The 19,520-nt window shown below is 67.1% G+C and carries 21 protein-coding genes; 2 read left to right on the plus strand and 19 right to left on the minus strand.

Translation table 11 applies throughout. The features are described 5' to 3' along the window. A partial coding sequence (locus D0901_RS07370; protein WP_162500836.1) for a transposase occupies positions 1-289 on the plus strand: 289 nt, incomplete at its 5' end. Between the two features lie 53 nt (positions 290-342). Here D0901_RS07370 and D0901_RS07375 read toward each other — a convergent pair. Continuing rightward, positions 343-1,497 carry a Fic family protein gene (locus D0901_RS07375; RefSeq protein WP_129139662.1) on the minus strand — a complete coding sequence of 385 codons (1,155 nt, stop codon included), beginning with the start codon at positions 1,495-1,497 and terminating at the stop codon, positions 343-345. Positions 1,498-1,688: 191 nt separating this feature from the next. Beyond that, positions 1,689-2,585, minus strand: a complete 897-nt coding sequence (locus D0901_RS07380) for a LysR family transcriptional regulator (protein WP_129139663.1) — start codon at positions 2,583-2,585, stop codon at positions 1,689-1,691. A gap of 110 nt (positions 2,586-2,695) precedes the next feature. On the opposite strand from D0901_RS07380, the gene D0901_RS07385 reads away from it, so the two are divergent. Then, positions 2,696-3,139 carry a (R)-mandelonitrile lyase gene (locus D0901_RS07385; RefSeq protein WP_129139664.1) on the plus strand — a complete coding sequence of 148 codons (444 nt, stop codon included), beginning with the start codon at positions 2,696-2,698 and terminating at the stop codon, positions 3,137-3,139. A gap of 98 nt (positions 3,140-3,237) precedes the next feature. On the opposite strand, the gene D0901_RS07390 is transcribed toward D0901_RS07385, so the two are convergent. From D0901_RS07390 to D0901_RS07470, 17 genes are all read right to left on the minus strand, one after another. Next, on the minus strand, positions 3,238-3,714 hold the full coding sequence (locus D0901_RS07390; RefSeq protein WP_129139665.1) for a MarR family winged helix-turn-helix transcriptional regulator: 477 nt from the start codon (positions 3,712-3,714) through the stop codon (positions 3,238-3,240). Between the two features lie 137 nt (positions 3,715-3,851). Further along, on the minus strand, positions 3,852-4,784 hold the full coding sequence (locus D0901_RS07395; protein WP_129139666.1) for a helix-turn-helix domain-containing protein: 933 nt from the start codon (positions 4,782-4,784) through the stop codon (positions 3,852-3,854). A gap of 84 nt (positions 4,785-4,868) precedes the next feature. Continuing rightward, positions 4,869-6,197: an alginate export family protein gene (locus D0901_RS07400; RefSeq protein WP_129139667.1), complete on the minus strand. Its 1,329-nt coding sequence runs from the start codon at positions 6,195-6,197 to the stop codon at positions 4,869-4,871. A gap of 93 nt (positions 6,198-6,290) precedes the next feature. Then, positions 6,291-7,712 (minus strand): aldehyde dehydrogenase family protein, encoded by a 1,422-nt coding sequence (locus D0901_RS07405; protein WP_129139668.1) that lies wholly within the window; start codon positions 7,710-7,712, stop codon positions 6,291-6,293. A gap of 39 nt (positions 7,713-7,751) precedes the next feature. Beyond that, positions 7,752-9,203, minus strand: coding sequence for an APC family permease (locus D0901_RS07410; protein ID WP_129139669.1), 1,452 nt, complete (start codon positions 9,201-9,203; stop codon positions 7,752-7,754). Positions 9,204-9,435: 232 nt separating this feature from the next. Beyond that, on the minus strand, positions 9,436-10,290 hold the full coding sequence (locus tag D0901_RS07415) for an intradiol ring-cleavage dioxygenase (RefSeq protein WP_129139670.1): 855 nt from the start codon (positions 10,288-10,290) through the stop codon (positions 9,436-9,438). A 53-nt stretch (positions 10,291-10,343) separates the two neighbouring features. Next, positions 10,344-11,402, minus strand: coding sequence for a maleylacetate reductase (locus D0901_RS07420; RefSeq protein WP_129139671.1), 1,059 nt, complete (start codon positions 11,400-11,402; stop codon positions 10,344-10,346). A gap of 9 nt (positions 11,403-11,411) precedes the next feature. Further along, positions 11,412-11,978, minus strand: a complete 567-nt coding sequence (locus D0901_RS07425) for a nuclear transport factor 2 family protein (RefSeq protein WP_129139672.1) — start codon at positions 11,976-11,978, stop codon at positions 11,412-11,414. Positions 11,979-12,044: 66 nt separating this feature from the next. Then, positions 12,045-12,971 carry a flavin reductase gene (locus D0901_RS07430; protein ID WP_129139673.1) on the minus strand — a complete coding sequence of 309 codons (927 nt, stop codon included), beginning with the start codon at positions 12,969-12,971 and terminating at the stop codon, positions 12,045-12,047. A 33-nt stretch (positions 12,972-13,004) separates the two neighbouring features. After that, positions 13,005-13,196: a 2-hydroxymuconate tautomerase gene (locus tag D0901_RS07435; RefSeq protein WP_129139674.1), complete on the minus strand. Its 192-nt coding sequence runs from the start codon at positions 13,194-13,196 to the stop codon at positions 13,005-13,007. Positions 13,197-13,216: 20 nt separating this feature from the next. Then, complete coding sequence (locus tag D0901_RS07440) at positions 13,217-14,188, minus strand: PDR/VanB family oxidoreductase (RefSeq protein ID WP_129139675.1); 972 nt, start codon at positions 14,186-14,188, stop codon at positions 13,217-13,219. A 5-nt stretch (positions 14,189-14,193) separates the two neighbouring features. After that, positions 14,194-14,952 carry an SDR family NAD(P)-dependent oxidoreductase gene (locus D0901_RS07445; protein WP_129139676.1) on the minus strand — a complete coding sequence of 253 codons (759 nt, stop codon included), beginning with the start codon at positions 14,950-14,952 and terminating at the stop codon, positions 14,194-14,196. Continuing rightward, positions 14,952-15,446: an aromatic-ring-hydroxylating dioxygenase subunit beta gene (locus D0901_RS07450; protein ID WP_129139677.1), complete on the minus strand. Its 495-nt coding sequence runs from the start codon at positions 15,444-15,446 to the stop codon at positions 14,952-14,954. The genes D0901_RS07445 and D0901_RS07450 overlap by 1 nt, the downstream gene beginning before the upstream one ends. Continuing rightward, the gene (locus D0901_RS07455) at positions 15,443-16,717 is read right to left on the minus strand and encodes an aromatic ring-hydroxylating oxygenase subunit alpha (protein ID WP_129139678.1); all 1,275 of its coding nucleotides are present in this window, start codon (positions 16,715-16,717) and stop codon (positions 15,443-15,445) included. The genes D0901_RS07450 and D0901_RS07455 overlap by 4 nt, the downstream gene beginning before the upstream one ends. Before the next feature lie 85 nt (positions 16,718-16,802). Beyond that, positions 16,803-17,150: an IacB protein gene (locus D0901_RS07460; protein ID WP_129139679.1), complete on the minus strand. Its 348-nt coding sequence runs from the start codon at positions 17,148-17,150 to the stop codon at positions 16,803-16,805. 35 nt (positions 17,151-17,185) lie between these two features. Beyond that, the gene (locus tag D0901_RS07465; RefSeq protein ID WP_129139680.1) at positions 17,186-18,331 is read right to left on the minus strand and encodes an acyl-CoA dehydrogenase family protein; all 1,146 of its coding nucleotides are present in this window, start codon (positions 18,329-18,331) and stop codon (positions 17,186-17,188) included. After that, positions 18,312-19,484: an amidase gene (locus D0901_RS07470; RefSeq protein WP_129139681.1), complete on the minus strand. Its 1,173-nt coding sequence runs from the start codon at positions 19,482-19,484 to the stop codon at positions 18,312-18,314. Before D0901_RS07470 ends, D0901_RS07465 begins: the two co-directional genes overlap by 20 nt. Positions 19,485-19,520 lie beyond the last annotated feature (36 nt).

Genomic DNA, 19,520 nt, shown 5'->3' on the forward strand with positions numbered 1-19,520 from the left:
ACGGCCTCGCCGGCGTCCCGACAAACTCCATGCGGACAAGGCGTACGATCATCGCCGTTGCCGCCGAGCCTGTCAGCGACGGGGCATTCAGCCCCGTATTGCTCGTCGAGGTGTCGAGGATAGTCAGCGACTCGGCTGCCATCGCTGGGTTGTCGAACGAACCTTTGCGTGGCTGAGCCGGATGAGGCGACTTACCACGCGCTATGAGCGGCGAGTCGATATCCATTATGCCTTTACGCTGTTGGGCTGTTCCTTGGTCTGTCTGAACAAGCTTCAAGGCAGGTTTTGAAAGGCGCTCTAAGCGGCACTTCCTGGTTATCCAGTTGAAAAGAATGCCTGTGGCTATTCCCGACTCAACTGATCGATATAGTCGCCATAGGCGAACACCCGGTTGCGCTTCTGGCCGGTCAACTCCCGTACGATATTCAACTGCTGCGCCAGGGCTTCCAGCACCTTGCCGACGGTGGCCTGGGTCAGCCCGGTGTCCCGATGCAGCGTGGCGATATTGGCGATGGGGTGACGGTAGAGCGCTTCCAGCACCTGGGTCGCGGAACCGGATAGGCGGCCAAGCTCGCTCAGGCGCGCCTTGTCCCGGGCCAGTAGCGCATTGAGCGCCTGCGCCGTGGCAACGGCATGGTTGGCGGTATCGGCGATGGCATCGACGAAAAAGAGCAACCAGCTTTCCCAATCGCCGGTCAGGCGCACGTTCTGGAGGTGATCGTAATAGACCTGCCGGTGACGTTTGAAGAACACCGAAAGGTAGAGCAGCGGCTCCGTCAGAAAGCCTGCCTGCACCAGAATCAGCGGGATCAACAAGCGCCCGAGCCGACCATTGCCATCCATGAACGGGTGGATGGTTTCGAACTGCACGTGTGCCAGGGCGGCCTTGATCACCGGTTCCGTCGCCGCCGGCTCGTCATTGAGAAAGCGCTCGAAGGCGCCCCAGCAGTCAGCGAGTTGGTTGGCCGGGGGTGGCACGAACGCGGCTTCGTCCGCCCGGTGCCCGCCGATCCAGACCTGGTTCTGGCGGAACTCCCCCGGGCGGCGATGCGCACCGCGCCCGTGAGTCATCAAGGCGTCGTGTAGCTCACGCACGAGCCGGATCGTAATCGGCTGCCCTTCGCGAATGCGCTGAACGCCCAGGTTGAGCGCCCGCACGTAGCAGGAGACCTCCTGCACGTCATCCATCGGGACACCGGGAATGCCGTCCATCTCATAGATCATGAGATCGCTGAGCGACGACTGCGTGCCCTCGATCTGCGAGGACATCACCGCTTCCTTGCGCACATAGCTGTAGAGAAATAGCTGTGCGTCGGGCAGCAGCATCGAGATGCCATCGAGCCGCCCCAGGGCGATGTGGGCGGCGGAGAGCCGACGCTGTAGCTTGTCATCCAGTGACAGCGCGGGCTCGGGGGGCAGTGGCGCCGGAACGAACGCCTGGCAGCCGACGCCACCGGCGATGCTGGGGGTGTATTGGCCGGTCAGCCCGCGCTGCATGAGGGTATCCTGGCAAGGTGAAATAGACTGAAAGACTATTTCATTTTTACCCATAAATTGAAATAGTGGCCCTGGCTATTTTAACGTCCCGCCCTTCGCTCGAGCGTCCCAGCAGCACGGCGACCCCTCGTCCACGCTTCAGAAGGCGTTTTTCAGTCGCTATTCCCTCTTGGGCAGCACAGCCGGCCCCGTCACTCGAAGCGTACCCGCAACGCCTCCACCACGACCCGAAAGGCCGCGGTCTGCTGGCGGCGATTCGGGTAGTAGAGATGATAGCCCGTGAAGGGCTCGGACCAGTCGGCGAGGACCTCCTGCAGGTCGCCGCGCTCCAGGTGCGCCTGAACCAGCCCGTCGGGCAGTTGCGCCAGGCCCACCCCGGCAAGACAGGCATCGAGGATCTGTTCCACGCTGTTCATGATCAACGGGCCGCTGACGCGGACCCGAAATTCGCGGCCGCCGTTGCCGAACTCCCAGGCATAGAGACCGCCGTGGGTGGGCAGACGCAGGTTGATGCAACGATGGCTCGTCAACGCTTCCGGCGTCCGGGGCGTGCCATGTCGCGCCAGATACTCGGGTGAGGCCACGGTGACCAGCCGCATGCGCAGGCCGATCGGCACGGCGATCATGTCGGCGGCGACGGTGCCACCCAGGCGCACCCCGGCGTCGAAGCGTTCGGCGACGATGTCCGTCAGCCCGTAGTCGGTGGTCAGTTCGATGGTGAGTCCGGGGTAGGCTTCCAGCAGGGGGAGCAGCTTCGGCCACAGGACGTGACGCGCCGCGTATTCGTCGGCGGTGATGCGTACCGTGCCCGCCGGGCGCTCTCGCAGTTCGGTCACGGCGGTTACCTGCGCCTCGATCGCCTCCAGCAGCGGGGCGATCTCGCGCAGCAGCTTCTCGCCTGCCTCGGTACGCGTGACGCGACGCGTCGTGCGCGTCAGCAAGCGCACCCCGAGGCGCTCTTCCAGCCCTCGCAACGTCTGGCTCACCGCCGAGGGCGATACGCCGAGATGCGCCGCCGCGCGGGTGAAGTTGCCTTCGCGCCCCACCGTCACGAAGACGGCCAGATCGTCCAGCCGATACGCCGCCATTATGAAGCTCCCCTTCATTCTGCATTCAGGATCTTACATATACTCGGCTCAATCGCGGCCTGCTACCGTTCAACGGACACCACGACACGCAGCAATCGCAGGAGGTTGCCATGAATGAGACCCACGCCTCGTCAGCAGACATGCTGGTGCAGCGCGCCGGTTCCAGCGACGCCATCCAGGGGCCCAGCGAGTATTTCACCGGCCAGGTTCGCATCGACCGGGTCTTCAGTGCGCCGGCGCCTTCGCGGGTGGGCGTCGCCGTGGTCAATTTCGAGCCGGGTGCGCGTACCAACTGGCACACGCATCCGGTAGGGCAGATCCTGCTGGTGACCGACGGCGTGGGCTGGACCCAGTGCGAGGGCGGGCCGAAGACCGAGATTCGCCCGGGCGACCTGATCTGGTGTAACTGCGGTCGTCGCCATTGGCATGGCGCCACCGACAAGACGGCGATGCAGCACGTCGCCATTCAGGAGTCGCAGGACGGCTCGCCGGTCGAGTGGATGGAGCCCGTCCCGGACGCGGTCTACCTCGCCGGCCCGGTCAAGACGGACTGAGTGGTATCGATCGACAGGGGGCTGTCTCGGGCGACGTGCCCACCGGCTTGAGCCGGCGCGTCTCTCGAGAGCGGGCCCTTACGCCAGGGCCGCTCGCCTCAGATGGCGTTCAGGTTGCGGAACATCTTGCTCAGGCACTGGTTGACGTAGACGATCTCGTCTTTCTCCAGGCCGTCGAAGGCCTTTTCGACGATGCGCCCGGTGAGACCCCGGGCCTCCGCCAGCTTGGCCTCGCCATCCTCGGTCAACGCCACTTCCGTGACCCGGCCGTCCTGCGGCGAGGGTGCCGTCTCGAGCAGGCCGGTTTCCTGCATCTTGTAGACGATCTTGGTGACCGTGGAGAGCTTGGCCACGACATGGGTGGCGATGTCCGACATGCTCAGGCGGCCCTGCTCGTGGAGGATCATCAGCACGCGCCACTTGGAGGAACTCAGCCCGAGGGGCTTGAGCAGCGCGTCCACCTCGGCGCTGTACTTGGCATTCAGTCGCGCCACCCAGTAAAGCGGAAAATCCCGGGCGCGGTAGTCGTCGGAGAGCGGAAAGAAGGGAGAGGCCAGTTCTTCCTTGTCGACCATGCGTGAGCGCTCCAAGACGATAAAATAGTTGAATAGTCTAGCATATCGCCCTTTTGGAGAAAGCGCCTGGCGCTCGCGCTGCCCTGGCTGGCCGACTCTTCCGCGGTGAGGCCGCGGGTTCGACGCATCGCCCGCCGTCAGTCGCTGCGCGGTGTTTCGGAGGGGTATTCGCCGAACAGCGTGTAATAGCTCGCCGAGAAGTGGCTGAGATGGCGGAAACCCATCGCGTAGGCCACATCGCCCACCGAACTCTCGTCGGCGGACGACGCCATCAACTGGCGGCGCACGGCGTTGAGCCGGATGCTGCGCAGGAACTCCACCGGACGCATGCTCACCACCCGCTGGAAGCTGTTCTGCAACGTCTTGCGGCTGACGTGCAGCTGCTCGCACAGGTCCAGTACGCTGAGCGGTCGTTGCGGATCGGCCAGGGCCAGTTCCTGGCTGCGCTTGACCAGATAGGTGCTCACGGCGAGTTCGTTGCGGCGTTTCTCGCCATTGGCCTGCAGGAAGAGATCGAGCAGTACCGCCATCAGGGTGTCTTCGATACGTTTTTCGAGAACCGGGTCGTCGTGGCTGCCCCGCGCGACCAGGCCGTCGAGATCGCGAAAGAGCCCCACGCTGATCGCTTTCAGCAGCCGCATCGGGACATCCATGCCGGGCATCGCGGCGAACCGGGCGAAGCGCTCGGCCCCCAGCTCGACCTCGGCCAGGCGGCTGAAGCGCTCGAGGTCGACGCACAGAGCCAGAAACGCCAGGCCTTCCGGTGCGTGCAGCATGAATTCCTCGCCGTCGCGCAGCAGCAGCACGCTGTTCGAAACGACCTTGCAGCCCTGGATGACCGGGGTCCTGGCGGTGGAGAACGCCATGCAGAAACGCTTGCGGGGCGACTGGCCGTGCTGCACCACCCGCTTGTCGAGCACCTCGTGGAAGACCTGGAAGCGCTCCCCCGAGACCTGCAGGAGTTCACTGGAAGGGCGGCCGGCGCCTAGCTGGTCGTAGACCTGCTGCCAGCCAGCGATCGCCGCCGCATGTCGCTGAGAATCCTGAAAGGAACGCAACTCACATAACATACCCGCCCCCGTGGATGGCACTCGCCGGTTGGCCGCTGCCGCCTGTCGAGCCACGGCTTGGCGGCCTCTCGTCATGCCGATCCCTCAGAAGAACGCCGCCAGCACCAACTGCGCATACACATTGGTATCGTTATCCCCGACCTGGGTGCCCCCATCGGCCGCGCTCTTGTCGGGCTTGTAGAAGCCCACCAGGGGGCTGACGGCGATATGCTCGGTCGCCATCCAGCTCGCGTACAGGTCCAGCTCCCGAGCATCCAGATTACGCGCATCGCGGTGCTCCAGGGTAGTGAAGTCGAAGAACAGCGCTCCCAGGGACAAGCTTTGCGTCGGTCTGAGGCTCAGGCCGACATGATGGATTCCCGTGTTGCGCGCGAAGATGCCCGCGTAGTTGGAGGCCACCTCGCCCTGGAACCAGGTGCCCAGATCGGGACTGTTCTGGCCGGTGAACAGCGAGTCCCAATCCGCCGAGTAGCGGGTGTAGCGGTAGGTCAGCGTCGGCGTCCAGGCGAGGTCCGCGAAGGTGTACCGGGCCTGGCCGTACCAGGCAGTCTCGGTGCCGGCATCCTTGTACTGGCGGGCGTACTCGAAGGCGAAGTCGGCATTGGCGATGCCGAGGTCGCTGTCGCCGCGCAGGCTGTAGACGTTCATGCCGTCGCGCTGACGCAGGAAGTCGTCGGCCCAGGCGTCGTCGACGTCGAGCCCGTGCACCGCGGTCAGGCCGAGGGTACCGGCCTCACCGGTGTAGTCGAGGGTACCGGCGAGCAGCTCGGTGTCCGCCTGGGCGCGGTTGTCCGAGGCGAGCCAGGCGGCCGTGCCGTGCAGGCCGCGGTCACCGCCGATGCGTGCCACCGCGGTGCGGTCGAAGGCGTGCCGCGCCGCCAGGTAGTAGGCGCCGCCGCGATCGAGGGCGCCCCCGGCCGGCCCCTCGCCGAGATTCAGGCCGTCGTCGTTGATGATGAAGCCCTTGCCGAGCTGGACCACCTGCCGACCGGCGGAGAGATCCAGCCCATCCGTGCCGAGGAAGGGGAAGCGCTCGCCCGATCGCCAGCCCAGATAGGCTTCCTCGAGCGAGGTGCGCCGCTCCGAGCCGATGCTGTTGCCGCCGGCGTCACCATCGCCCCAGGTGGCGGAGCTGACCCAGTCGAGGGCACCGTAGACATCGCCGGTGCCACCCAGCGTGCGATGGCCACTGAAGCCGTACTTGGCGAAGCCCTCGCGCCAGCTCGAGCCACCGCTGCGACCGTCGTAATTCTTGCGGCTGTGCATCCAGCCATGCACGGCCAGCACGTCGATGTTGAGGGCGCCGTCGGGGCTCGACAGCAGTTCGTAGGCCTGTGCGGTGCCGGTCTGCGCGAGCGTGAAGCCCAGCACGGCGAGACCGCCGGCGAGCCGGGTCGTCTTGAGAAGTGTCATGTGAGTACCTTATCGGTGTTGTTGTTGTGACGTGGGAACCGACCACCGGGACAGCCGGTCGCGCCTGCGCGAAGGGCGGCTGGCCCGGCGCGCTCATTTCGTCGGGAACGTCCGGACGTAGTGCAGTTGCGGCGTGGTGAACTCGAGCAGCCCCTGGAGGCCGAACTCGACGCCGAAACCGGACATCTTGCAACCGCCGAAGGGCGTATTGGGCTGGATCTGCGCGTGGCAGTTGACCCACGCCACGCCACTTTCCAGGCGGCTGGCAACGGCCTGGGCACGGACCTCGTCGCTGCCCCAGACCGAGCCGCCCAGCCCCATCGACGAGGCGTTGGCGCGGCGCAGGGCGTCCTCGACGTCGCTATAGGCGATCACCGGCAGTACCGGACCGAACTGCTCCTCGTCCACCAGGCGCTGACCGTCGCTGACGCCGGTGACGATGGTCGGCGGATAGAAGAAGCCGGGGCGGTCCAGGCGCTCGCCGCCGCACAGCACCTCGGCGCCCTGGGCGCGGGCGTCGTCGACGAGTTCGCTGACCAGTGCGAGCTGGTCGGCATTCTGCACCGGGCCGAAGGTCACGCCAGCCTCCAGGCCATCGCCGACCACCTGGCGCCGCGCGATGTCGGCCAGCGCCTCGGCGAATTCACGATACTGGGATTCGTGGACGTAGAGCCGCTTCAGCGCCGAGCAGGTCTGGCCCATGTTGAGAAAGGCCGCCTGGAAGATTTCCTCGGCCACCGCCGCTACCGGCGTCTCCGGCAGCACGATGGCGGCGTCGTTGCCGCCCAGTTCCAGGGTCAGACGCTTGAGATTACCGGCCGAGGCTCGCATGACGCGCTGCCCGGTCTCGGTGGAGCCGGTGAAGACGATCTTGTCGATGCCCGGATGGCCGGTAATCGCGCTACCCAGGCCCTGCTGCCCGGTGACCACGTTGATCACGCCCCGCGGTACGTGGCGGGCGATGATCTCCACCAGCCGGATCGTGCTCAGCGGGGTCAGGCTGGAGGGCTTGCTCACCACGCAATTGCCCGCCCGCAGCGCCGGCATGATGTGCCATACCGCGATCATGAAGGGCCAGTTCCAGGGCGTGATCGAGGCCACCACCCCCACCGGCCGGTGGTGCAGCTCGATACGCTGGGTGGGCGTCTCCTCGATCCACTCCACCGGGATCTCCTGGCCCGCCGCGTAGCGCGTCCAGGCCACGCCGCCGGCGATTTCCGACTGGGCCAGCGCCAGCGGCTTGCCCTGCTCGCGAACGATCAGCCGCGCCAGTTCGTCCGCTTCGCGCTCGATGTCGTCGGCGACCCGGGTCAGCGCCTCGCAGCGTTGTGCGTGGCTCAGGGCCTGCCACTCGCCACAGGCGGCCCGGGCGGCATCGACCGCGCGATCCAACTGCGCGGGGGAACCCGCCGGGCAGCGCGCGAAGGCCTGACCGCTGGCCGGGTCGATCACCGCGAAGTGCCCGTCGTCACCCGGCACGCTGTCGCCACCGATCACTAGTTCATGGTCACGCATGACGCTCGTCCTTTTTCTGCATGTGGTGGAAATCGCCGTCTAGATTCGCTGGGCGCCGATCTGCTCGAACCGCGCCGGGGCCAGCCGACGCAGACGTATCGCCAGCATCCCGCCCACGCCGAGCGCCACCAGGATGAGCACGCAGAGCCCATAGGAGAGCAGCTGGCTCGACCCGGTCAGCACGTCGAAGTGGATGACCGCGATCACCATCACGGCGAGCAGCAGCAGACCGGAGATGGCCGGCAGGATTCGTCCGCGCCAGACCCCGACGTTCAGCTCGGGATGGCGTTGGAAGTAGAGCGTCACCGCCAGCGAGGTGATGGCCATCAGCAGGATCAACGACAGCGCCGCCAGGCTGGAGAACCAGGCGAACAGCTGCAGGATGGGATCGCTGCCGCAGGCGGCGAAGATCATCACCGCGGTCGCCGCGATCAGGGTCTGCAGGAGCGAACCGACGTGCGGGCTCTGGTGAACGGCGTGCGTCGTCCCCAGGGCGTCGTGCAGCAGGCCGTCGCGACCGATGGCGTAGAAGTAGCGCGCCGCCGAGTTGTGGAAGGCCAGCAGGCCGGCATAGAGGCTGATCAGGAACAGCACGCGGGCGATGTGCGTGAGCCAGCCCCCCACATAGTGGTCAGACAGGGTGTAGATCAGGGTGGTGGGATCCTGGAGTCCCTGCAGGGTCGTCACGATCTTGTCGGACCCCACGCCGATGATCATCGACCAGGTCGACAGGGCATAGAAACAGCCGATCAGCAGGATCGAGGCGTAGGTGGCCAGCGGAATGTCGCGGCGGGGGTTCTTCGCTTCCTCGCCATAGATGGTGGTCGCCTCGAAGCCGATGAACGCCGCGAAGCAGAACAGCATGCCGATGGAGGGGGCGCCACTGAAGATATGCTCGGGCTGGAAGGCGGCAAAGTCGACGCCACTGTCCCCGCCGCTGGAAACAATCGCGATATCCAGGATCAGGATGACCGCGTACTCGGCCATGACGATGAAGCACAGCAACTTGGCCGAAAGATCGATCTGCCGATAGCCGAGCAGGGCGATGCTCGCCATCGCGATCAGCGAATAGATCCACCAGGGCAGGCTCACGTCGAAGACCGCGCTCATGCTCCCCGCGGCGACACCGCCGAACATGCCGTAGATCCCGATCTGCAGGATGTTGTAGGCGAAGACCGCCAGCCCCGCGACCGCCCCGCCGGAGACCGGCCCCAGGCCTTTCGCCGAGAAGGCGTAGAAACCGCCCGCGTTGGTCACGTAGCGCGACATGGTGGTGTAGCCCACCGAGAACAGCAGCAGAATGAGCAGTACCAACACGATCAGTGACGGCGTCCCGGCGCCGTTGCCGAGCATGATACCGATGGGAAAGCCGCCCGCGAGCACACTGAAGGGGCTCGCCGCGGAGACCACGAAGAAGATGATGAAGCCGACACCCAGAGCGCCGCGCCGGAGCTCCGTCGAGGTCATCGCAGGGGAGGAGGTCACACTCATTGTTCTATGCCTTCGTATTATGATTGTTGGAATCGACAACGCGTCAAACTCGATGATAAGCACATCCAGACTGCCGACGTTATCCCAAATTGGAACCAATAATTCCTTTAAAAACAGTTAGTTGAAATAAAACTAAAGCGCCCCGAGCGGCCCGCATCAGCCGCTTGGCGCCACCGTCCGGCAGGCCGGCCCCGGACTCTTTCTTTCGAAAGCCGCCGGCCGGACGCTCCCGTCAGTCGTCGCGGGCGCCGACCATGACGAAATCGAAATCCACCTGCCATGTCGTGTCCCCCGCCGTGGCTTTTCGATAATCCACGATCAACGCTTCCTTGACGCCGAAGACGGCATCCGAGGTCAGGTAGTCGTCGCCCGAGACGAAGGTATGGGTGACGATCCGCTCGTGATCCGGGTGGGTGATCAGAAAGTGCATGTGGGCCGGCCGCCAGGGATGACGCCCGAGACGCGCCAGCATTTTGCCCACCGGCCCGTCGTCGGGGATCGGATAGGAGACCGGCTTGATGCCGACGAAGTCGTAGCGGCCGTCGGGGCCGGTGACGAACACGCCGCGGTTGTTCCATTTCGGCTGCCGGCCGGGCTGCTGGACGTCGTAGAAGCCCTCGCTGTTGTCCGACCAGACATCGAGGCGCGCGCCGGCGAGGGGCCGGCCTTCCAGGTCCAGCACGCGGCCCGTGTAGCGGCACGATTCGCCCTTGCCATCCAGCGAGATGCAGCTGCCCATGGGCAGCTCCGGGGCGCCGTCGACGTGGAAGGGGCCGAACACCGTGTTCTCGGTGGCGCCCGCCGGGCGGCGGTGGGCGATGGCGTCCACCAGCATGGAGACGCCGAGGGTATCGGAGAGCAGGATGAACTCCTGGCGCTCGGCATCGCACAACTGGCCGGTGCGGGTCAGAAAGTCGATCGCCGCCTCCCATTCGCGCTGGGTCAGCCCGACCTCCTTGACGAAGTCGTGCAGGTGGCGAACCAGCGCCGCCATGACCTCGCGCAGCCGCGGGTCGGTCGCCTCGCCCATGCGCGCGTTGACCGCCTCGACGGAGTTGGCTTCGGTGAAATAGTCGATCCGGGGCATGCTCTCTCCTCCTTGTCGGCCCGGTGACCGGGCCTCGATACGGGAACGCGGCCTTACACCGGGCGCTCGCCACGCCAGGCGCGGCCCAGCAGCTCGCGGATGGCGTCGCGCTCGATGGGGCGCGGGTTCCAGTAGGGATTCATGACCGCCAGCTCGGCGGCACGGTCCAGATCGGACTCGCGCAGCCCCAGGGCCTCGAGGGTCAGCGGTGCGCCCAGGCCGGCGGCGAAGTCGTGGAGGCCGCCACCCAGCTCGCCACCGAACAGGCGCGCCGCCGGCGCCAGGACATCGGCCGCCGCCTCGGCGTTGTAGGCGGCGGTATGCGGCAGCAGCACGGCGTGGGTCTCGGCGTGGGGCAGATCGAAGCTGCCGCCCAGGGTGTGGCACAGCTTGTGGTGCAGCGACATGCCCACGCTGCCCAGCACGCTGCCGCACAGCCAGGCACCGTAGAGCGCGTCGCTGCGCGCCTCGAGATCCCGCGGATGCTCGACGATCGCCGGCAGTGCCCGCTTCAGGCTGTCGAGCCCCTCCACGGCCATCCGCCCGGTCAGCGGGTTGCGGTCGCGGGCGTAGAGCCCCTCCACCGCGTGCGCCATGGCGTTAAGGCCACTGGTCACGCTGATCGCCGGTGGCAGCTCGAGGGTGAGCTCGGCGTCGTAGATCACCACCTCGGGCAGGATGCCGGGGCCCTTGAGCGTGGTCTTCACGCCGTTCTCGGTCTGCCCCAGGATCGGCGTGACCTCGGAGCCGGCGTAGGTGGTCGCCACCACGATCTGCGGGGCGTCGTTGCGGTGGGCGATCGCCTTGGCCAGGCCCACGGTGGAGCCACCGCCCAGCGCGACGACACAGTCGGCATCGGCCTGCGCGAACGCCGCCATGGCCCGCTCGGTCACCGCCACCGGGGTATGCATGGCGGCCTCGCTGAACACCCCCGCGGCCAGCTCGCCGAGCCGGGTCTGGAGCTCGAGCGCCGCGTCGCGGCGGGTGGGCGTGGCGAGCACCAGCGCCCGGCGGCACGCCAGGCGGCGGATCTCGTCGGCGATCCGGGCCCGGCTGCCGGGCCCGAAGAGAATACGCGCCGGGTTGCCCGTGTACACGAATTCGTGTGCCATGACGCCTCCTCAGTCCTTGAGCAGCACCGACTCGCTGGGATAGTCCGTCGCCCAGCCTTCCTGCAGCGGCGCCACGAAGACGTTCTCGGTGCGCGTGCGGGTGATCTTCCACTGCCCGTCGGGCTCCTTGCGGAAGGCATTGTTGAGCCGCGACGAACGCAGCAGCGCCTTGCCGTTGGAGAAGATCCAGGGCTGGCAGTGGACCCACTGACCTTCGGCGACGTCGCCGCGCACATGGATCTGCTCCGAGGTCAGATAGTGGACGTTGAGCAGCAGCTTGGGGTCCGCGTCCTGCTTCCAGAAACCCTCGAAATGCCGCCGGATCGCCGCCGCGCCCTCGGCGCGCCCGAACTGGTCGTCGTAGTACTCGCCGACGCCTTCCCAGACGGCATCCTCGGTATACAGCGCCATGATCCGGTCGATGCGTTCGGCGTCGCTGGTCACTCCGTACTCGGGGATCGGAGTGTCGCAGAGGAACATGTAGCGCGCCTGCAGGCGGCGGATCTCGGCTTCGGCCTCCAGCGTCTCGATGCGCGCCACCAGGGCGTTCACTTCAGCACTCGTTACTTCCGACATGGTCGGTCTCCTTGGTTTGCTTGGCTTTTTTGGCTTGCTTGCACATTGGCCTCTCGCTCGGAGAGGTCACGAAGGGGCGCCGAGACGCTCGATCACACGCCCCAGCCCCGACTTGAGGGCATCGGCCTCGTTAGGCGCCAGGCTCTCGAACAGGCGACGCTCGTAGTCGTCGGCCATCGCCAGCAGACGCAGCGCCAGGCTCTGTCCGTCCTCGGTGAGATGCACGTCCCGGGAGTCGTCCACGCCCAGAAGCCCCCGCTCCCGGAGTATCGCGAGGATGTCCTCGAGCTCCGCGAGCGGTTGTGCCACGCGCCGCGCCAGCACCTCGGCGGCCAGCGGCCCGCCATCGGCGAGCAGGGTCAGCACCCGCCACTCGTTGTCGTTGACGCCGAGGCAGGCGAGCCGCGGGTAGAAATCCCCCCGGTAGGCGGCCAGTGCCTGGCGCATCAGATAGAGCAGGTGCCGGCCCAGCCGGCCGTCCAGCGCCGTGTGCTCGCCGACGTCGAGCATCAGCGGATGCGGTTCGGGCACGGCGTAGCGGCCGTTGTGGAAGACCAGGGCGCTGCCCTCCTTGCGGTAGGCGTAGCGCAGCACTTCACCGACGATGATCAGGTGATCGCCGCCCTCGTAGACGTTCCAGGTCCGGCACTCGAAATGGGCCGCGGCCCCCGTCACCCGGGCGACGCCACCCAGGCCCTCGTCGATGGCGATACCGGCGAACTTGTCCTCGCCGCGCCGGGCGAAGCGGTTGGAGATGTCGACCTGCTCGTTGCCGAGCACGTTGACCACGAAGTGTTCGGCGTGGCGGTAGACATCGAGGCTGTAGGCCCCCTTGTCGATGCTCCACAGGATCAGCGGCGGATCCATCGACACCGAGTTGAAGCTGCTGGCGGTCACGCCGTGGTGCGTCTCGCCATCGCGGGCGGTGATCACCGTCACCCCGGTGGCGAACTTGCCCAGCGCGCTGCGGAAATCTCTCGTATCGAAGCTCATCGGCGACTCTCCGTTGCGGTCGTCAGACGCTGTTCAGCGGCCCAGGCGCTCGGCGGTCTCGCCGCCGATGCCGTAGTCGCTCTTGGGTATCTCGCTGATGATCACGCGCACGTTGGCCGGCGGTGCATCGAGGGAGTCGGCGACGGCATCGGTCACCTGACGAATCAGGGATTCCTTCTGGGTCGGGGTGCGCCCCGCGATCATGTAGACGTGAACGGTTGGCATTGTTGTGTTCCTTGGTGGATTCAGAGATCGAGAACGAGTCGCTTGCCTCGGGCCCGGGAACAGCAGACGCACATCTGGTCGCCGTCCTCGCGCTCGTCGGCGGTGAGAAAGTGGTCGCGATGATCGATCTCGCCGTCGAGGACGTCGGTCACGCAGGTGCCGCACACGCCCTCCTCGCATTTCACCTCGACCATGACCCCGGCCCGCGCCAGCGCCTTGGCGATGGTGTCCTCGGCGCCCACGTGGACGGTGACGCCGGAACGTTCGGCGACCACCTCGAAGGCCTCGCCCGAGACGTCGACGTCGGCGGAGAAGAACTCCCGGTGAATGCGGGCGTCGTCGATACCGAAGGCACCGGCGCGCCCAATCACCCAGTCCATGAAGCCCGGCGGGCCGCACACGTAGACGTTGACCCCGGCATCGGCCTCGGCCAGCGCGGCATCCAGGTCGAGCCGGGTCGCCGGGTCGTCGTCGTGGTGATAGACCACGGCATCGGCCAGGCCGGCGGCCGCCACCGCGTCGCGGAAGGCGGTGGCCTGCCGCGAACGCGTGCAGTAGTGCAGCGTGAAATCCCGCCCCAGCGCGTGCAGCCGCCGGGCCATGGCGATCATCGGCGTCACCCCGATGCCGCCGCCGAACAGCAGGCTCTGGGTGGCCGCCTCGTTGAGCGGAAAGTGGTTCTTCGGCCCCTCGACCTCGAGGGTGCCGCCGGTTCGCACGATGCGGTGCAGGGTTTCCGAACCACCGCGACTGTTGGGGTCGCGCAGCACGCCGATCTCGTAGAAGGCGGTCTCCGCCGGGTCGGAACACAGCGAGTACTGCCGCCACAGGTCGACGTCGGCGTCGCGGATGTGCACGTCCAGGTGGGCGCCGGCGGTGAACGGCGGCAGCGGAGCACCGTCGGCGGCGCGCAGCCGCAGTCTGGCGATATTGCCCGGCTCGTCGATGCGTTCGTCGATGGTCAGCGTCAAGCGCTCTTTTGGCGTCTCCATTGGCATCACCTCATGTAGATTCCGCCGTTGACGTCCCAGCAGGCGCCGTTGACGAAGGCCGCCCTGGGGCCGGCCAGCAGCGCCACCAGCTCGGCGACGAAGGACGGGTCGCCGAGTCGGCCCACCGGGATATTGGCGAGGGCCTGCTCGAGGTTGTCGCCCAGCACCGAACGCACCATGGGCGTGTCCATCGGTCCGGGGGCAATCGCATTGCAGGTGACGCCGAAGGGCGCCAGGTCGCGGGCGAAGATCTTGGTCAGGGTCAGGATGGCGCCCTTGGACGCGGCGTAGTGGGCGCCGGTCGCGGTGCCGCCGTTCTGTCCCGCCAGCGAGGCCAGATTGACGATGCGTCCGTAGCCCCGGGCCTTGAAGTGGCGGCCGAAGATCTGGCTGCCGGCGAAGGTGCCGCCGGCGTTGGTGGCGAGCACGGCGTTGAAGTCCGCGGGGTCGATCTCCAGCACGCCCTGGACCGCGGTGCGTGCGGCGTTGTTGACCAGCACCTCCACCGAGCCCCAGCGCTCGAGGCACTTGTCGAGCACGGCCTGGAAGTCGTCGGGACGGGTCACGTCGAGGGTCGCGGTGATCGCGGTCTCGCCGGAGAGGTCCAGCTCGCTGGCCAGCGCCGCGGCCGGCTCGGGGTCGATGTCGGAGATCACCACCCGGAAGCCGGCGCGATGCAGTGCACGCACCGCCTCGGCGCCGAAGCCGCGGGCGCCGCCGGTGACCACGGCGGTGTGGATCTTGTCGGGGGCAGGTAGCGTCATCAGAACAAATAGCTGAACGAATTCAGCATCCCGTCGGAGTTGAGCAGACGTGCCACCTTGTGGCGGATCTGGAAGCCGCCCGGGGTGACGATGAGGGTGTAGGTGAGGTCGGCGGCCCAGACGCGCTGGCGACCGAACTTGTCCTCGATCAGGTGTTCGGCGCAGCGCACCCTGACGTCATCGCCATCGACCGCCTCGATCACGAAGCGCGACAACGTGCGCACGGTGCGCGCCGGCGGCGCCGAGGAGATCGAGAAGCCCTGCTGGAAGCGCGTGATGCGCTCGCGCCGCATGTGGGCGTCGTCGTGGCACAGGTTGAGCGCGTCGTCGAAGTCCCGGGTATCGCCGATCGGCAGGGTATAGAAGCCGTCGTCGCTCCACAGGGCGAGCCACGCCTCGTAGTCGCGGTGGTCGAGCATGTCCGCCTCGGCCCAGATGAAGGCCTGGGCGTCCCACAGCAGTGAGTCGTTCCGGGTGTCGGTCGGGGTGTTCATGACTGCATCATCCTTTTCCACATGTCGTACGCCGCGCGCATGCCGGTCTCGGCACTGATATGCCCGCGCGGGCCCGCCTCGCCGGGTTGCTCGTCGTCGAGGCCACGGTTGATCAGGATGGGCAGCTCCGCCCCGCCCTGAACGCCGCGCTGGATGCGCTCCCATACCTCGGCATCGTCGGGCGAGCCGAACCCCATGGGGCCCTGGAAGTGCTCGTGCAGCCGCATTCGCGCCCGGTTGGCGGCGTCAGGACCGCCATCCATGCCGATGGCGATGTGGCGGATGTCGGTGCGATCGACGCTCACCGGCGTCAGCACGCGGAAGAAGGCCAGCGAGAACGACACGTTGGGGAACAGGTTGAGGTTGAAGCCGGCGCCACCCACGGCGCGCACGATGCGTCGCACCTGCGGCTCGTCATGGCCGGCGTCGCGCAGCTCCTGGGCCAGGGTCTGGAAGCGTTCGGGGATCGGCGCGTCGAGGTTGTCCTCGAGATCCACCAGCTCGGGGATCATCACCATCACCGAGTGGCCGTTGCCGAGATCCTCGACGTAGCCCTTGCCCTGGTCGAGGAACGAGAAGACCGCCTCGGTCTCGTCGTCCAGCGACTGCAGGAACGACTTGTGCACCACCGGGAAGTGATAGGCGTCGGTGGTGTTCTCGAGCTGGATCTTCCAGTTCATCGGCACGCTGAACTGATGCTCGCCGAGCACCTTGACCGGGTAGCCCGCGCCCTGCTTCATGAACAGGTCGATCCAGTGGGTCACCGGCCCGAGAAAATCGAGCAGCGGCTCGGCCTGCTCGTCGAAGGTGGCGAAGATCATCCCGGCGTAGGATTCGGTGCGCAGCTTGAGCAGGCCGTGCTGCGCCTTGTCGAAGTCGTCACCGTACTGCTCGGGATAGGGCAGCGCGCGCAGCGAGCCGTCCAGGGCGTAGCCCCAGCCGTGGTAGGGGCACTGGAACGAGGCGGTCTTGCCCTGCTTGACCTCGCACACCGTGGCCGCCCGGTGGCGGCAGCGGTTGATCATGACGTGGATCTTGCCCTTGCGGTCGCGCACCACGATCACCGGGTCGCGCCCCACCTGGGACAGCTTGAACGAGCCCTTGTCGGGAATTTCGCTCTCGTGAGCGACCCACACCCAGGTCTTCTTGAAGATGCGTTCCATCTCGGCGTCGAAAAGCGCCGGGTCGTCGTACATGGGGGTGCGGATGTGGTCCCTGAACACCAGTTCATCCGGTTCAGGGACGAGGTCGATCCTGTTGTCGATCGTCATGATGGCCTCGCGCTAGCGGTTGTCGGGTCGTTGTCGAAACGCCTGTCGTGACACGTCTTTCTGAAAACGTCGGTGACGCTGTCCGTCACTCGGGGACGACGAGTTCGCGGCCGATGCGCGCCTCGACACGGCAGTATTTCCAGAGCTTGTAGGTACCGTCCCCCACCGGGGTGGTGCGGAAGAAATTGCAGGCGTCGACGATGGCTTCGTAGGTCTCGACGTCGGCCATGATGTAGAAGGTCCAGGGCGCGGCGAGGGAGGGGCCGACCTGAATGCGGTCGTCGTCCATGATCCCCAGGATGGTGACGCCGGGCAGACCGTCGATGCCCTGCAGCATGGTGCGGGTGGCTTCCCAGACCTGCTTGGCCTCGTCGGCGGTGGCGCTCATGAAGTTCTGGTTGATGCCGCAGCAGAACAGTACGCGATGTTGCATGTCGTGATTCTCCGTTAGCGAGTGATTGGCCCGGCTCACAGGTAGCCCGGCAGCGGGTCGTGGTCGAAGAAGATGGCGCCGGCGTTCTTCCAGGTGATCTCGCCCATGAAGGCGTGCTGAGTACACAGCATCGAGTCGCGCAGGATGCGCGACAGCGGGTGCCCGTTGTCGGCGCCGCTCATGCCGCTGAGCTGGTACACGCCGCGGATCGCCTCGGCACACTCCCGGGTCAGGTGGGTGGTGGACAGACGCAGCAGGTTGATCTGGTCGCGACTCGGCTCGCCGCCCGCCTCGACGGCACGCCAGGCGGCCTCGGTGCTCTCGTAGAAGAAGGCGCGGGCGGCACGCACCTGGGCCTCGGCCTTGGCCAGGCCGATCTGGGCGTATTCGCGTTCGCCGAGGTTGGGCGCGCCGGTGACCGACTTGCGCCCCCCGGCCGAGGCCCGCATCACGTCGAGCGCCTCGCGGGCCAGGCCCAGGGTGGTCGCCGCCAGCACCTGGGCGGCGAAGGCCAGCGCCGGGTAACGGAAGAAAGGGGCATCGATGGTCGCCCGGGCGCCGCGCACGAAGGTCCACTCCTCGGCGACGTAGGCGTCGTCCACCACCAGGTCGTGGCTGCCGGTGGCGACCATGCCGACCATGTTCCAGGTGGGATCGATGCGTACCCTGTCGGGGGGAAGCACCGCCATGCGCGGCGCGGCATCGGGCTCGTCGGGCTGGATGCCGACGCCGCACAGGGTCGCGCCCATGCAGCCGCTGGCGAACTTCCAGCGACCCTTGATGCGGTAGCCGCGATCGACCCGCTCGGCGGGATGCGGCGGAAAGATGCCGCCGGCGAACACCACGTCCGGGGAGTCCGCCCAGATCCGGGTGATGGTTGCCTCGGGCAGCGCGGCCAGGTAGGCGGGATTCATGCCGAAACTCGCCACCCAGCCGGCGGAGCCATCAGCCGCCGAGATCGCCTCGACCATCTTCAGGAACTCGGCGGGGGATTTCTCGTCGCCGCCGTAGCGCTTGGGCACCAGGGCCCGGTAGACCCCGATAGCCTTGAACGCGTCGACGATGTCCGCCGAGATATGCCGTTGCGCCTCGAACTCCTCGCGGCGCTGACGAATCTCGTCGAGCAGCGCATCGAAACGCGCCTCGCCGCCCCATTGGGCCTTATCGACCAGGCTGTACATACGCATCTCCTGTGGTTGTGGGGGTTGCCGCCGGGCGTGTGCCGAGCAGGTGGCGCGCAGCCCGGCAGACCCCGGCGTCGTCGCCGCGCCGACCGACCAGCTGCAGGCTCACCGGGCGGTCGCGATCCGGCGCCAGGGGCAGGCTCAGGGCGGGATGCCCCGACAGGTTGAAGGGCCGCACCAGGGCCGAAATGGTCAGGTCCTGCTGCCCGCCTTCGGCGGCGGCGCGGGTCAAAGGAAAATGCGGCAGCGTCGGCAGCGCCAGCACCGCGTGGGTCTCGAGCAGCCGGTCCACGGCGGCGGTGAAGGCGCGGCGCACCGCCTCGGCCTCGCGCACCTCGGCGTCGGTGGTCTCGGCGGCGGCACGCAGGCGGCGCTCGACATCGGCACCCAGGCGGCCGCTTTCCAGCCAGGGCCGGCAGGCGAGATAGGTCTCGCGATTGATCAGCGCCATGCCCGCCGCGTAGGCCTCGTCCATCAGCGGCAAGGATCGCGTGGTAGCGTCCAGCCCGGCGCTTTCCAGACAGGCCGCAACCGCTCCGTGGATTGCCGGATCGGCATCGACGTCCAGCGCTCCCAGCCGGGGCGGCGCACCGCCAGCGGCGGTGGCGTCGAACGTGGGATCGACCGCCGCCATGAACGCGATGAGGGTGTCGAGATCGGCGCTCAGCGGCCCCACGCAGTCGAGACTGCTGTGCGCCGGCATGACGCCCCGGCGGTCGAGCCGGCCAAAGGTGGGCTTGAGCCCGTAGACGCCGCAGCACGCCGCGGGTACCCGGATCGAGCCGCCGGTATCGGTGCCGATGCCGATCTCCGCCAGCCCCGCGGCGACCGCCGCCGCCGAGCCGCTGGACGAGCCGCCCGGGATCAGCGCCGGGAAGCGCGGGTTGTCGGGCGTTCCGGTCCAGGCGTTGAGCCCGCTCATGCCGAACGCCAGCTCGTGCAGGTTGGCCTTGCCGACGATGCGGTAGCCCGCGGCCAGAGTGCGCTCGACGATCGCCGCATGGCGCGTCGCCGCCGGGACCTCGGCCAGCGCCTCGCAACCGGCGCGGGTGGGCTGGCCGGCGATGTCGATGCTGTCCTTGACCACGACCCGGGCGGGGCCGGTGCCGAGATCCAGGGATTGAACGAGTACGGACTTGGGCGATTTCATTGACTTATCACATGAATTTTCAAGTTTTTGTGTAAA

The organism is Modicisalibacter coralii (assembly GCF_004117855.1).
Classification (GTDB): Bacteria; Pseudomonadota; Gammaproteobacteria; order Pseudomonadales; family Halomonadaceae; genus Modicisalibacter; species Modicisalibacter coralii.